The organism is Poseidonocella sp. HB161398, assembly GCF_005870025.1.
Classification (GTDB): Bacteria; Pseudomonadota; Alphaproteobacteria; order Rhodobacterales; family Rhodobacteraceae; genus Mangrovicoccus.
In genome coordinates this window covers 1-13,272 of sequence record NZ_VATA01000106.1, presented here as the reverse complement: position 1 = coordinate 13,272, position 13,272 = coordinate 1, and the positions used below count along the sequence as shown (strand labels likewise).

10 protein-coding genes are annotated in these 13,272 nt (G+C 72.2%); 3 read left to right on the top strand and 7 right to left on the bottom strand.

The window, feature by feature from the left end:
• Positions 1-1,506 precede the first annotated feature (1,506 nt).
• On the bottom strand, positions 1,507-2,496 hold the full coding sequence (locus FGX59_RS34240; RefSeq protein ID WP_206078516.1) for a GlxA family transcriptional regulator: 990 nt from the start codon (positions 2,494-2,496) through the stop codon (positions 1,507-1,509).
• On the bottom strand, positions 2,493-3,689 hold the full coding sequence (locus tag FGX59_RS34235) for an MFS transporter (RefSeq protein ID WP_138472884.1): 1,197 nt from the start codon (positions 3,687-3,689) through the stop codon (positions 2,493-2,495). Before FGX59_RS34235 ends, FGX59_RS34240 begins: the two co-directional genes overlap by 4 nt.
• Positions 3,690-3,829: 140 nt before the next feature.
• Between FGX59_RS34235 and FGX59_RS34230 the strand changes: the two genes are divergently transcribed.
• Positions 3,830-5,137, top strand: a complete 1,308-nt coding sequence (locus FGX59_RS34230) for an SIP domain-containing protein (protein ID WP_138472882.1) — start codon at positions 3,830-3,832, stop codon at positions 5,135-5,137.
• Between the two features lie 880 nt (positions 5,138-6,017).
• Here FGX59_RS34230 and FGX59_RS34225 read toward each other — a convergent pair.
• From FGX59_RS34225 to FGX59_RS34205, 5 genes are all read right to left on the bottom strand, one after another.
• A complete protein-coding gene (locus FGX59_RS34225) occupies positions 6,018-6,992 on the bottom strand; it encodes a hypothetical protein (RefSeq protein WP_138472880.1) in 975 nt (324 codons plus the stop codon).
• Between the two features lie 696 nt (positions 6,993-7,688).
• Positions 7,689-7,844 carry a hemin uptake protein HemP gene (gene hemP, locus FGX59_RS34220; protein WP_138472878.1) on the bottom strand — a complete coding sequence of 52 codons (156 nt, stop codon included), beginning with the start codon at positions 7,842-7,844 and terminating at the stop codon, positions 7,689-7,691.
• Between the two features lie 65 nt (positions 7,845-7,909).
• Positions 7,910-8,359 carry a hypothetical protein gene (locus FGX59_RS34215; protein WP_138472875.1) on the bottom strand — a complete coding sequence of 150 codons (450 nt, stop codon included), beginning with the start codon at positions 8,357-8,359 and terminating at the stop codon, positions 7,910-7,912.
• 212 nt (positions 8,360-8,571) lie between these two features.
• Positions 8,572-9,384, bottom strand: a complete 813-nt coding sequence (locus FGX59_RS34210) for a sugar phosphate isomerase/epimerase (RefSeq protein WP_138472873.1) — start codon at positions 9,382-9,384, stop codon at positions 8,572-8,574.
• Entirely contained in the window at positions 9,369-11,072 is a 1,704-nt protein-coding gene (locus FGX59_RS34205; protein ID WP_240722842.1) for an FAD-dependent oxidoreductase, read from the bottom strand. The genes FGX59_RS34210 and FGX59_RS34205 overlap by 16 nt, the downstream gene beginning before the upstream one ends.
• A 105-nt stretch (positions 11,073-11,177) precedes the next feature.
• Here FGX59_RS34205 and FGX59_RS34200 point away from each other — a divergent pair, with 105 nt between their 5' ends.
• On the top strand, positions 11,178-12,086 hold the full coding sequence (locus FGX59_RS34200; protein WP_138472869.1) for a LysR family transcriptional regulator: 909 nt from the start codon (positions 11,178-11,180) through the stop codon (positions 12,084-12,086).
• 136 nt (positions 12,087-12,222) lie between these two features.
• Positions 12,223-13,221, top strand: coding sequence for a tripartite tricarboxylate transporter substrate binding protein (locus FGX59_RS34195; RefSeq protein WP_138472868.1), 999 nt, complete (start codon positions 12,223-12,225; stop codon positions 13,219-13,221).
• Positions 13,222-13,272 lie beyond the last annotated feature (51 nt).

Sequence of the window (13,272 nt, the reverse complement as noted above, 5' to 3'; positions counted from 1 at the left end):
CTACGGCTTCATCTACTACGCCTCGGTGCAGGACGTGCCCAAGGGGTCGAAGTACTTCCGCCCGAAGAACGCCACCGCCATGGAGGTCACCTCCAAGGGCGATCTCTAGCAGGCTGCTGAAAAAGGACTCCAGGGCCTCGTCGTGGAGGAATTCGTTCCGGATCCGGTCAGATGATTTCTTCAGAAATGGGCAAGTCCAGCCGCTTTCAGGACGATTGTTCCAGTCTTGCCCCCAGCTCCTCGGCCAAACGGACTTTTCAGCATCCTGCTATTTCCTGCCGGCGATGAAAGTGCCGCTCTACATCGCGCTCGGCGCGCTGGCCTGGCGGCTGAAGAATGTCGGCATCTTCAACCCGGCGACGCAATACGCGGTCTGGTTCGGGCTGGCGCTGCTCTATGTCTACGACGCAATGCTGGCGCTGCGCGCGAACCGCCGGGTCTTCACCGGGACCGTCCCCGAATTCCAGCGCTACCGCTTCAAGCAGGTGGCGATCCTCAACATCCTCTATTTCGCCACCTTCAGCTCCGAGCTGGCCGTGGTCTCGATGCTGCCCCTCTTCTTCACAGACACGTTCGGGCTCTCGCCGGGGATGCGATCTGCGCGCGGGAGGCGCCGTCCTGAACGTCGGGAAGAGCCTCGCCGGTCTCCAGGGCGCCACGCCGGAGAGACGGGCCGGGCGGCGGACCGACGAACCTGGGGCGATGGCCTGCCGCATCAGGACGGCGGCGGCCGCTCCAGCATTGCGGCCGGCCACCTCCGCTCTGATCCGGAAGCCCCCTGCAGGTCATGCGGGACCTCCTCGCCAAGCCGCGGCGCCGCGCACCCCGCCAGCTCCCGTCCCATGGCGCGACGGCGGGCCAGCGGCGCCGGCGCTCTTCGCGACCGCGCCCGCACTGGCCCGGCTCGGCAGGCCGCATCTGTGCTTGCCTCCAGCGCCGGAGCGCGATGGCGCGCCCGCGTCATGCTCGCCCATTGCCCGCAGGGAACAGTCAGCCCTGCCTTTCAGAGCGGACCTGTCGGCACCGCGAGCGGGTCTCCGGCGCGCTCCGGCGATTCAACGCAAGCTTCCACGGGCCGCAGCACTTGCGCGCATCTCTTGAACCCCGGATGTCCGGCACGACATCCGTCCAGCACCGGCGCAAGCCCAGGACCGGGACAGGTGCCGCAACCGGGACGTTCTACCCAGAAGCCGGACAATGGCTGTGCCCTCTGCCCTCTGCCCTCTGCCCTCTGCCCTCTGCCCTCTGCCCTCTGCCCTCTGCCCTCTGCCCTCTGCCCTCTGCCCTCTGCCCTCTGCCCTCTGCCCTCTGCCCTCTGCCCTCTGCAGGGAGCATCCCGCTCTGCGGCCCCTGAGCAAGGCACTCCGGGGGACGGAACCGCAGGCCGCAGGCAGGGGAGGAGGGGCCCCTCGCCGTGCCGGAAAGCTGCGCCAGAACCCGATGCCGGGCGCGGATCACGGGGCGGGGCGGATCTTGGGGCGGGGGCGGATCACGGGGTCGGGCGGATCACGGGGCGGGGGCGCCTCCGGCGGCGAAACGGGCGCGGAATTCGCTCGGGGTGACGCCGTAATGGCGGCGGAAGAGCCGCAGGAGCGCGCTTTCCGTGCCGCAGCCGACCATGCGGGCGATCTGCTTGACCGGGCGGGGCCCGGTGGCCAGCGCCTGGGCCGCCGCCTCCAGCCGGAAGGCCTCGACCGCCTGGCCGGGGGTGCGCCCGGTCGCTTCGCGGTAGCGGCGGCGGAAGCTGCGCTCGGACATGCCGGCCCGCGCCGCCAGCGAGGGCAGGTCCAGGGGCGCCTGCAGGTTCTCGAGGATCCAGCCGTCGAGCTCGGCGAAGGCGCTGTCCCGGCCCGACTGCGCCTCGAGCGGGACGCTGAACTGCGCCTGCCCGCCCGAGCGAGTCATGTAGACGACGAGGCTGCGCGCCACCGCCACCGCCATCGCGCGGCCCTGGTCGCGGGCGATCAGCGCCAGCGCCAGGTCGATCCCCGCGCTGACCCCGGCCGAGGTCCAGAGCCCGCCATCCTCGAGATAGATCGGGTCGATCTCCACCCGCGCCTCGGGGAAGCGGCGGCCGAGCTCGGCGCTCCAGCGCCAATGCGTCACCGCCCGCCGCCCCGAGAGGAGCCCTGCCGCGCCGAGGAAGAAGGCGCCGGTGCAGACCCCGCAGAGCCGCCCCGCGCGTCCGCCATGCGAGGCCAGCCAGGCCGAGAGCTGGCGGTCCTCGGGCGGGCCGCCCTCGGCGCTGCCGCCGGGGACGATCAGCGTGCCGATCCGCGCCGGATCGAGGCTGCCCATCGCCACCGTCGGCAGCGCCAGCCCCGGCCCCGAGCGCACCGGACCGCCCGCCGCGGAGGCCGTGACGATCTCGTAGCGCGCCTCCCCCGCCTCCTGGTTGCAGCTGGCGAAGGCCTGCATCGGCCCGCCGAGATCGATCATGTTCACGCCCTCCGAGATCAGGAAGACGACAAGATGCGGACGGGTCGGATCAGTCACGCCGGGGCCACCTCTGTGCGTTGCCAGGCCAGAGTGGCCCAGCTTGCCAGCAGGAGCAACGGCAGCACGGCGAGGTTCAGCGCCGCCCAGCCCGCCGCCTGCAGCACCGGACCCGCCAGAAGCGCGCCGAGCGCCGTGCCGCCATAGCGCAGGAACTCGGCGAAGCCCTGGGCGCGGGCACGTTCCTCCGGTGCATGGGACTGCGCCAGCAGCGCGCTGCCGCCGACGAACATGAAGTTCCAGCCGAGCCCCAGCGCCAGGAGCGCCGCATGGAAGGCCGCGCTGCTGGCGCCCGACAGGCCGATCGCCACGGCCGCGGCCATCACCAGCACGCCGGCCTGCAGCATCCGCCCCAGCCCCAGCCGGGCGATCAGCACCCCGGTGAAGAGCGAGGGGCCGTACATGCCCAGAAGGTGCCACTGGATGATGCTGGTCCCGGTCTCGACCCCGAGCCCGCAGCCGAGCGCCGCCAGCGGCGCCGCCGTCATCAGCACCATCATCGCCACCCCCGCCGCGACCGCATTGGCCAGGGCCGCGCGGTAGCCGGGCCGCGCCGCCAGATCGGCCAGCCGCACCGGCACCGCTGCCGCGCCCTGCGCCGCCCCGGGCGTTCCGGGCGTTCCGGGCAGGAAGAGCAGCAGCAGGAGCGAGAGCCCCGCGAGGCCCGCAACCGCCAGATAGGCGCCCGAGAAGAACGGATCGCCGAGCCAGGAGCGGCTCCAATTCGCCAGCGCCGGTCCCGCCAGCGCCGCGATCAGCCCGCCCGCCAGCACCCGCGAGATCACCCGCGGCTTTTCTGCCGCGGCCACCCCGTCGGCCGCCGCCAGCCGGTAGTACTGGGCGAAGGCCTGCCAGATGCCGACCAGCAGCGTGCCGAGGCAGAAGCCCCAGAAGGCGCCCTGCCGCACCGCCCAGACCGAGACCAGCCCGCCCGCGAGCCCCGCCGCGCTGCCCGCCAGAAACCCGGCGCGCCGCCCGCTGCGGGCCATCATCGCCGAGGCCCCCCAGGTCGCCAGCGCCGTGCCCACGGTGATCAGCGCGAAGGGCAGCGTCGCCAGCCAGGGGGCCGGGGCCAGCTGGAAGCCGACGATCCCGGTCAGCGCGAGGTCGATCGAGATCGAGCAGATGAAAAGCGCGTTGCAGAGCATCAGGATCAGCGTCCCCGTCCCTGCAGATGTCGTCCGGTCGGTCATTGCCGCTCCTTTCTCCTTGTTCGCGGCCAGGATGCCGGACCCTGCAGCGGCCAGATGGCCATTCACCCGGCATATCCGGCCAAAGCCAACCGTTTTAGATATATCTTGACTTTCGATATATCGAACTCTATCTGGACTGCATGAAACACGACAAGGACCACATGGACGGCCCCGGCGGCCGGGGCGGAAAGGGACACGGGCGGCGCGGCCGCCGCGCCTTCGACAACGGCACGCTGCGGCTCCTGATCCTGCAGCTCGTCGCCGAGCAGCCGCGCCATGGCTACGAGATCATGACCGAGCTCGAGGCCCGCACCGCGGGCGCCTACCGGCCCTCGCCGGGGGTGCTCTATCCCAATCTCGCCTCGCTGGAGGAGGAGGGGCTGATCGCCAGCGAGGCCGCGGGCGGCCGCCGCAAGCTCTGCCGCATCACCCCGCTCGGCCAGGAGCATCTGGCGCTGAACGCCGCCGCGCTCGAGGCGCGCACCGGGCGCGAGGCCCGGGGCGGCGGACACCGCTTCCGCCGCGGCGCCGCCCCCGAGATCGTCGAGGCGATGGACCGGCTGAAGATGTCGCTGCGCCGCGGCTTCCTCGGCACCGCCGCCGGCCCCGAAGCCGTTGCCGCCGCCGCCGCCGCGATCCGCGGCGCCGCAGAGACCATCGACAGCCTGGCCGCCTCCCCCGCGCCGGGCCCCGCAAAGGACATGGACATGACCCAGATCATCACCCGCCACCGCCACGAGCTGCGCCGCCGCGAGCTGACCGTGCGCGAGAGCTTCGCCCTGACCCCCGGCATGCAGCGCATCGTGCTCGAAGGGCCCGAGCTCGAGGGCTTCGCGAGCCTCGGCTTCGACGACCACGTCAAGCTGTTCTTCGCGACCGGCGGCGAGGCGCCCGAGATGCGCGACTACACGCCCCGCGCCTTCGGCGACGGCACGCTGACCATCGATTTCGCGCTGCACGAGGCCGGTCCCGCCACCGACTGGGCGCGGCAGGCCGCACCGGGCAGCAGGCTCCGGATCGGCGGGCCGCGCGGCTCGGCGGTGATCGCTCCGGTCTTCGACTGGTACCTGCTGGTGGGCGACGAGACCGCGCTGCCGGCGATCGGCCGCCGGGTCGAGGAGCTGCCCGAGGGCGTGACCGCGGTCACGCTGGCCGCAGTGACCGGCCCGGCCGAGGAGCAGCGCTTCGAGAGCGCCGCGGCGCAGGCGCCCCACTGGGTCCACCGCCCGGCTGGCGCGGCTGCCGATCCTGCGCCGCTGCTCGAGGCGCTCAAGGCGCTGGATCTGCCCGAGGGCAAGGGCTTCGTCTGGATCGCGGCCGAGGCCGGGGTCGCGCGGGCGCTGAAGACCCATATGCTCGAGGAGCGCGGCCATCCGGGCCCCTGGCTGAAAGCGGCCGGCTACTGGATCAACGGCCAGGCCGATGCCAGCGAGAAATCGCTGGACTGACACCGCCCGGCAGGGCCGATCTCCCGCCGCAGCGCCCCCGGGCCCTGCGGCATCCGCCGTACGGCAGGTCCCTCTGTCGGTCCGCGCGAGACCGCTTGGACGTCATGCAGGCTCTTTCCTCGCAAAGGACCAGATGCAGCGCGCATCCGGCCGCAGGACACCGCCCGCCGGCACCACTTCCCGGGCAACCGCTGCGCCTCCATCCTTTCACCCGCGCCTGCCGGCGATGCGCGCCATCCCGGTTCCGCGGCCTGCACCGGAGCGTGGTGCCAGAGGCCGATCTCGGCTTCCCAGAGGCCGATCGCGAGACTCCGGCCGCCCCTCCGCCGACCGCGTTGCCTCCCAAGGAAGAGGCACGCCACACGCGATGTTCCTCAGACTTGGCCGCGCCATGGACCCCCATGCCGTCCCGCTGCCGACGGGCCGGGCGGATTCCAGCTCCGGCGGGAATGCCGCCGGCCGAGGCCTTCTGCTTCAGGCGGCAGCCACGGACTGGGCCGACCCTGTGCCAGGCCGGATCCTCGGGCCCGCCGTTTCCGGCGCAGGACCGCCAGCGGCCGCCCTGGCCCCTCAAACGGGCCCCATTGCACCACACGGCCGGAGGGAAACGGCGCTCCCTGACGGCGACCCTTCCGGCCAAGTGCGTCCGAGCGGCCGACGCAGCACGGTCTCCCGGCGGAGCGCCCCGCCGGGAGACCGGCCGCCTTCGCATGCGCCGTCCAGTCCGGGACCGCCACGGCGACCTCGCCGAGGGATCTCCGGCGCGGGGCCTTCGGCAGCGGCGTCTCCGCCGCCCGCGCCAGCAGATGGCATTGCGTGACGTCCCGGCCCTGCCCGGCAATTGCCAAGCTTTGCGCGCCGCCCGGGCCCTCCGAGGCGGTCAGGCGGAACGCCCGCGGCGTCGAGATCGAGAAGCGCTGTGCTGGCCGCCGTGATCGTCGCGGCGATGCGCCATGGCGTTGCAGGCGGCGCGGCGCACGCCGTCCTCCACCGCGCGGCCATCCCGCGTGAGCTGCCAGATCGAGGCCAGCAAGGTCCTGTCGACGACGGTGAAATAGTGGCGCTCGCCTTCCAGCCCGCCCGAGGCCGGGAGCATGTGACCGCGCCGCCGCCGCGGCGGGCCGCCGACCTCGCGCAGCTCGCAGTCGAAGCAGCGGATCGCGCAGACGCGCCGCCCGTCAGCGGTCGCGACCAGCCGCCTACCGGGCATGTCGATCCGGCGGCGGCGGACATCGCGGCAGAGGCGGACGCGGCCCCGGCCGCCAAGGCCCGTACTCGCGCGGCGAATTTTACCATCCAGGGGCAGAAGCGCATGCCAGCCGCAGGAGCCCGGCGTCGTCGGCGCCCGCCTCGATCTTGCCCCCGCAATGCCGAGCGCGGCGCGCAGCTCCGGCGCATCGGCCAGACGCGGCGCGCGGGCCCGGCCGATCGCGCGCTCGGCCGCATCCGCGAGCGTCGCCGGACCCGTCGCCGCCGGGCTCCGCCTCGGGGCGGAAATCGAACGCGCCCATGCAGCCCGCCAGTCGACCGGCGTCCGGCCGCTGCGGCGCAGCCCGCGCGCATCGGCCTCGCGATCGTCCAGAAGGGAGCCGCAGCCAGCGGGCAGGCCGTCGGCGGAGACACCGTGCAGCCCGTCGAATGCGGACGGCTCGCGGAGCTTGAGACCGCCGCCCATGTCGATGGCGAAGGGCGTGAGCCCCACGGCGCGCGGCCCCGGCGGCCGGCTCGAAGGCGGCGCGGCCGCGCGACCGGGCGATGCGGTCGAGCTCCAATGTGGTGACCCCGCTCCGCCCACGAGGCTGTCGAGCGTAACGGTTAGCGGCGCGCCCAGACACCAGCGCGGCAGCCCGGTCATGGCTTGCGGCGCGCTGGCGCGGCCACGCCGGATCCTCGTCCGGGAGCGAGTCAAGGAGCGCCGGTACCTCCGGCTCAGAGGCGAAGACCTGCCTGATCTCCCGTGTCGCGGGACAGCGCCCGGGCGATGCGGATCACTTTCAGGACGGGCGCGCGCCCGGTCTCCTCGAAGCACCGGCACCCCGCCGCGGGTCAGGTTCCGCTCCGGCCGCAGGGCCTTCGCCGCGGCGCCGGCCTGCTCCGGAGACGGGCTTTCAAGCGGCATGACCCTATCAATGCCCTGCTGCAGAGGGGCATTCCTGACGGGACGAAATCACTTGCGAAGTCCAGTCCCGCGCCCCGGGGGGCTGAGGGTCCGCTGGCTGGCGCGACGAGGGAGCGCGCCTGGCTGGGACCGCGGCGACGCCGCGCCGGGGAGGCATGACGCGTTCCGCCGGGCTCGGGGCCCGCACAGGATCCGGCAGCCCACCTATGCCGCCGGAAGGGAAAGGCGGAGGCCGCAAACCGGTCCCCGCAGCTAAAGCGTTTCTGTCAGGTTTTTTGCGCTTGCCGATCGCCGGCCTGCTCCGCTATCCGTCAGGCACGCCAGCAGAAAACGCCAGCCTCGCACCACCACGCAGCGACGGTCCGGTTCTGCCGCCAGACAGCCTCCAGCCCGCAGTTCCGCGCCGCGCACATGCCGCCAGCCTGCCAGTCCTCACTTGGTGAGGATCAGCTTGCCCGCCTTGGTGATGCGCAGCGTATAGACCTGCCCGTCCAGAAGGATATGGGCGGTCGAGCCCTCTCCGATCAGCTCGCGTGCATTGGCAAGCGGCAGATCGGAGTGCAGGGCGGTTGTGGTCGGCTTGTCCATGGCAGTTTCCCGCTTTTCGGCATCAGGATGGCGCCCGGCCGGATCGCGTCCCGGCCCGGCAGAGGTCAATGGAGCGCTCCGGCCCGCGCGCCGGGCAGCTCCGGGAAGAGCGCCAGCGCCGCCAGCATCATGCCCGTCCCGTTCCCCTCGCAGAGCAGCGTCGCATGGCGCTCGGCCTTGTCGAACTCGCCGCGCCGCGCGCAGGAGATGCAGGCCATGAACTGGCGCTCATGCGGCGTCACCTGGCGGGCGCAGCGCGGGCAGGCGGGATTGGCGAAGCGGAAGACCGAGACCCGCGCCGCGCGCATCGCCTGCACGGTCTCGCTGATCGCGCGCAGCATGCGGCTGGGCTCGTCGAGGGTGGTGGAATAGTCGATGGCGTGGCGCCAGGCCTGCTCCTCGGGGCGGGCGAAGGACTGGAACATGAAGCGCGCGACCTGCAGCATCACGGCCTCCTCGTTCGGGCCGTCGCGGGTCTCTTCGGCGGCCACGGGGCCGGTCTTGTCTCGTCTCATGCCAGCGGTTCCTTCCGGTAAGCGGCTCCCCTGGCTGGCGCGCGCGGCGCTGGCGAGATTCGGTCGGGCCGGGCAGGCCCGGCGCTATTTCCGATCAAAATAGTAGGTTATAGGCCGGGGCGCAATAGCCAATCTCCGCGCCGCCACCCGGCAGGCAGAAAGGCGCCGCCCCCCGGAGGGAGCGGCGCCGTCGGGCCATGACAGGAAGGCGGCTAGCAGAGCGCGTCGGCGCGGGCGCAGACGGCCTCGGCCGCCTCGCGCAGCAGGGCCAGGGCCGCCACCGGGGTCTCGGCGGCGGCCAGCGCGCCGGGCACTTCGAGCCCGAGCGGCAGGCCCGGCGGCAGCGCACGCAGGAGCGGCTCCAGCGCGATGCCGCCCTGCCCCGGCGCCAGCCGCAGACGCCGCGCCGCGTCCAGAAGCTCCGCCTCGCTGTAGTGCGGCTTCACCGGCGCGTCGCAGAAATGCGCGAAGGGGAAGCGCTCTGCCGGGATCCGCGCGATGTCGGCCAGGCGCGAGCCCGAGCGCTCGAAATGCAGCGGATCGACCAGGATCCCGGGCAGCGGCCCGGCCGCCGCGACCACCTGCCAGCAGGTCGCCAGATCCGGGACCGGGGTCCAGGGGAAGAATTCCAGCACCGCGCGCATGCCGCGCTCCGCCGCCGCGGCGGCAAGCGCCGCGAGGCTGGCCGAGAGCCGCGTCAGATCGGGGTCGTAGGGCGCGGCGATCACATGGCGCGCGCCGAGGAGCGCGCCGGTCTCGAGCGCAGGCAGGACATCCTCCAGCCGGAAGTCCGGCGTCAGGCGCAGGAATTCGATATCCGACACCTCGACCCCGGTCGCCGCCATCGCGCGGCGCGTCTTGGCCAGCTCGGAGCGCGCGGAGAGCGGATAGCCCGGGCTTTCCGGCGTCACCCGCACCAGCCGCAGCCCGACCGCGTCGAAGCCCGCGGCACCGGCCGCCTCGATCAGCGCGGGCGGGTCCAGCTCGATTGCCGTCAGATGGGCGATGCTCAGCTTGCGGCGCATGCCTCCGCCTCCCCTGCCGCCGGCAGTCCCGCCGCGTCGCGCCCGGCGATGAAGCCGAAGGTCATGGCGGGCCCCAGATTGATGCCGCCCGCCGGATAGTAGCCGCCGAAGACGCTGGCAATGTCGGCCCCGGCCGCCCAGAGCCCCGGGATCGGCGCTCCGGCCTCGTCGAGCACCCGCGCGCGGCCATCGGCCGAGATGCCCGAGAAGGTGCCGAAGCTGCCCGGCACCACCTCGACGGCGAAGAAGGGCGCGCGGACGATCGGCGCGATGCAGGGATTGGGCGCCTGCTCGGGGTCGCCCTGCAGCCGCATATAGGGGGTGGTGCCGCGGCCGAAGGCCGGATCCTCGCCCTTTCCGGCATGGCGGTTCCACTCGGCCAGCGTCGCCTCCAGCCCCGCCGGGTCGATGCCGCAGGCCCGCGCCAGCTCGGCCGGGCTGCGGCCGCTCTTGAGATAGCCGCGGCGGCGCCAGTGGCGCCAGGGCACCGGCTGCGGCCGCACCACGCCCAGCCCGAATCGGCGCAGGAAGCGGTAGTCGCAGACCAGCCAGGAGCGCGCGGGCTGGCCCTCGGGCACCGCCTGCAGCAGCGCGTCGACATAGTCGTGATAGCCCAGCCCCTCGTTGCAGAACCGCCGCCCGTCCGCCAGCACGCCGATCACGCCGGGCTTGCCGCGCTCGATGATATGCGGGAACAGCCCCTTGCGCCCGTCGGGCCAGGGCACTTCGGAAACCGGGCAGAGGGCGGCCGGGCGGCGCTGGTCGAAGCGCAGCGCCGCGCCCGCGGCCCGCGCCAGCGCCAGGCCGCCGCCGGTGGAACCGGGGCTGGCCAGGGTGCGGTGCCCGTCATTGCGCGGGAAGGTCTGCGCCCGCAGCGCGGCGTCATGGGCATAGCCCCCGGCGGCCAGCACGACCCCGGCCCGCAGCGCGATCCGGCGGCCATCGGCCAGCTGCACGGCGGCGATCCGGCCGTCCTCGCGCACAAGCTCCGCCACCTCGACCCCGGTCTCGAGCGCGACGCCCAGATCGCGGGCCGAGCGCAGGAGCCGCGCCACCAGGGCGTTGCCGTTGCGCAGATCCATGCCGCGGCCATGCAGCGCCAGGTCGCGGAAATGCAGCAGCGCCCGGCGCGTGGCATGGACGAAGGCCGGGGCCGAGCGGGTCATCGTCATGAAGGCGCGCAGATCGGCTCCCGCCTGGATCGTCATGCCGAAGAAGGTGGTCTCGCGCACCGGCTTGCGCAGGAGCTTCAGGTCGGCGCCGAGCTTGCGCGCGTCGAAGGGCCTGGCGATGACCGAGCGGCCGCCCGTCCCCGCTCCGGGCAGATGGCCGTAAGTGTCCGGGATGGCCGAGCCGCTCTCGAATTGCAGCGCGGTGCGGGTCTCGAAGAACGCGACCATCTCGGGCGCGGCGGCGAGGAAGGCGTCGATCCGCTCGGGCTCGAAGCGGTTGCCCAGCAGCGCCTGCAGGTACTGCCGCGGGGCGCTGCGATTCTCGGCGATCCCGGCGGCACGCGCCAGCGGATTGCAGGGCGCCCAGATCCAGCCGCCCGACCAGGCGGTCGTGCCGCCCATGACCTCGGCCTTCTCCAGAACCGCGACCTCGAGCCCGGCTTCGGCCGCCGTCACCGCCGCCGACAGCCCGGCCGCGCCGGAGCCGATGACGACCAGATCGACCTCTTGCTTCATGACGTTTCTCCTCCGCATCTGCCCCTGTTAGGCGGCCACCACCCCTTAACGTCAATGACCGATTATGCCATGATAATAACATGGAGTTATTTCGAGGAGGCGGAGATGCGCGAAATCACCCTGCGGCAGGTGGAGGTCATCCGTGCCGTGATGCTGCGCGGCACGATCAGCGGCGCGGCGGAACTGCTGGGGGTCTCGGCCCCGGGCATCTCGCGGCTGGTCAAGCATACCGAGGAGGCGCTGGGGCTGCGGCTCTTCGAGCGGCGCGCCGGGCTCTTCGTGCCCTCGGTGGAGGCGAGCCGGGTCTTCGACCAGATCCGCGAGGTCTACAAGGGGGTGGAGAACCTGCAGGCGGCGCTCGAGTCGCTGCAGAAGGGAGAGGAGGTGCAGCTCTCCTTCGCCGCGGCGCCCTCGATCGCCCAGGCGATCGCCGCACGGGCGATCCGCGCGGTGCGCGCCCGCTATCCCGATCTCTACATGGATCTCAACATGCTGCGGATCGAGGAGACGGCCGACTACCTGCTGCTGGAGCGCGGCGAATTCGTCATCATGAGCTCGGCCGTGCACAATCCGGGGATCGAGAACCAGAAGCTCGCCCATGGCCGGGTGATCGCGATCCTGCCCGAGGGCCATCCGCTGGCCGCGCGCGAGGCGGTCTCGGTGCGCGACCTCGCGAAGGAGCCGCTGGTCGGCATCGAGCCCTCGGACCCCTATGGCCGGATCGTCACCCGGCCGTTCCGCGAGGCCGGGGTGGAGGCGCGGCACTCGATGCGCGGCCGCTTCGCCCAGACCATCGTCAGCCTGGTCCGCAACGGGCTGGGCGTGGCGGTGATCGACGAATTCTCGGTGGCCGAGGACATCCTGCCCGGAGTGGTGCGCAAGCCGCTGCTGGAGGAAACCTCGATCGACATCTACCTTGTGACCAAGAAGGGGCGGCAGCTGTCGAATTTCGCCGAATACAGCATCCGCCAGTTCCGCAGGGAGCTGAACGAGGCCGGACGCCTCTGGGGCTGAGGCCGGTCACAGATTAACATCATGTTCCGCATTTCGAGGACAAGGTATTTGACGTTACGCCCTTCCCCGCCCAGTCTCGCCCCCGGATGGACGCCAGGGAGGCTCGCGTCCGCCGGGAGAATCGGGAGGGACCCCCATGAAGACCTTTTTCATCGGCGCCGTGTCGGCGCTGGCCATTGCCGCGGGCGCAGCCATGGCCGACGACTATCCGGCCAAGGAGATCCAGGGGATCATCCAGTGGGGCGCGGGCGGCTCGACCGACACGGTGATGCGCTCGGTGACGCCGCATGCCGAGGAGGTGCTGGGCGGTACCGTGGTGATGCAGAACATGACCGGCGGCGTCGGCGCGATCGCGCTGAACAATGTCGCCAGCCAGAAGGCCGATGGCTACACGCTGCTGATGGGCGCGGAGAACCCGCTGCTCTACAAGGTGATGGGGCTCGGCAAGAAGGACTATTCGGATTTCGTGCCGGTCAGCATCCTGGCGCTCGGCACGCCGGTGCTGGTGGCCAATCCTGAGATGCCCTTCGACGATTATGCCGGCATGCTGGCCTATATCCACGACAATCCCGGCGCGCTCCGGCTCGGCGCCACCGGCCCGGGCGGCCTGCCCTCGGTCGTCACCGCGATGATGAACACGGTCGAAGGCGATCTCGACGTGATCTCGGTGCCCTATGACGGCGACGGCCCGGCGCTGACCGCGCTGCAGGGCGGCGCGATCGACGTGATGCCCGCGGTGCTCGGCGCCGCGATCGAGGGGATCCGCGCGGGCAAGATGAAGCCGCTCGCCGTCTTCGACACAGAGCCCAGCGACAAGCTGCCCGGCGTGCCGGCCGTCGCCTCCATCAATGCGGGCTACGAGACCTACCTGCCCTGGGGCCCGTTCTTCGGCATCTTCGTCAAGAAGGGCACCCCGGACGAGATCGTCGCCCAGCTGCAGCACGCCTATGCCGAGGGCGCGAAGAACCCCGATTTCACCCAGCTGATGGACAATCGCGGCTTCACCATGCTGTCGCTCTCGGGCGAGGAGGCGGAGGCCTTCCTGGCAAAGTGGCAGCAGAGCACGAGCTGGCTGCTGCAGGATGCCGGACTGGCGAAGAAATCGCCTGAGGAGTTCGGCATTCCGCGGCCCTGATCCGCGACCCGCAGGAGGCCCCGGCTCAAGGCCGGGGCAGCGCAGTGCGGG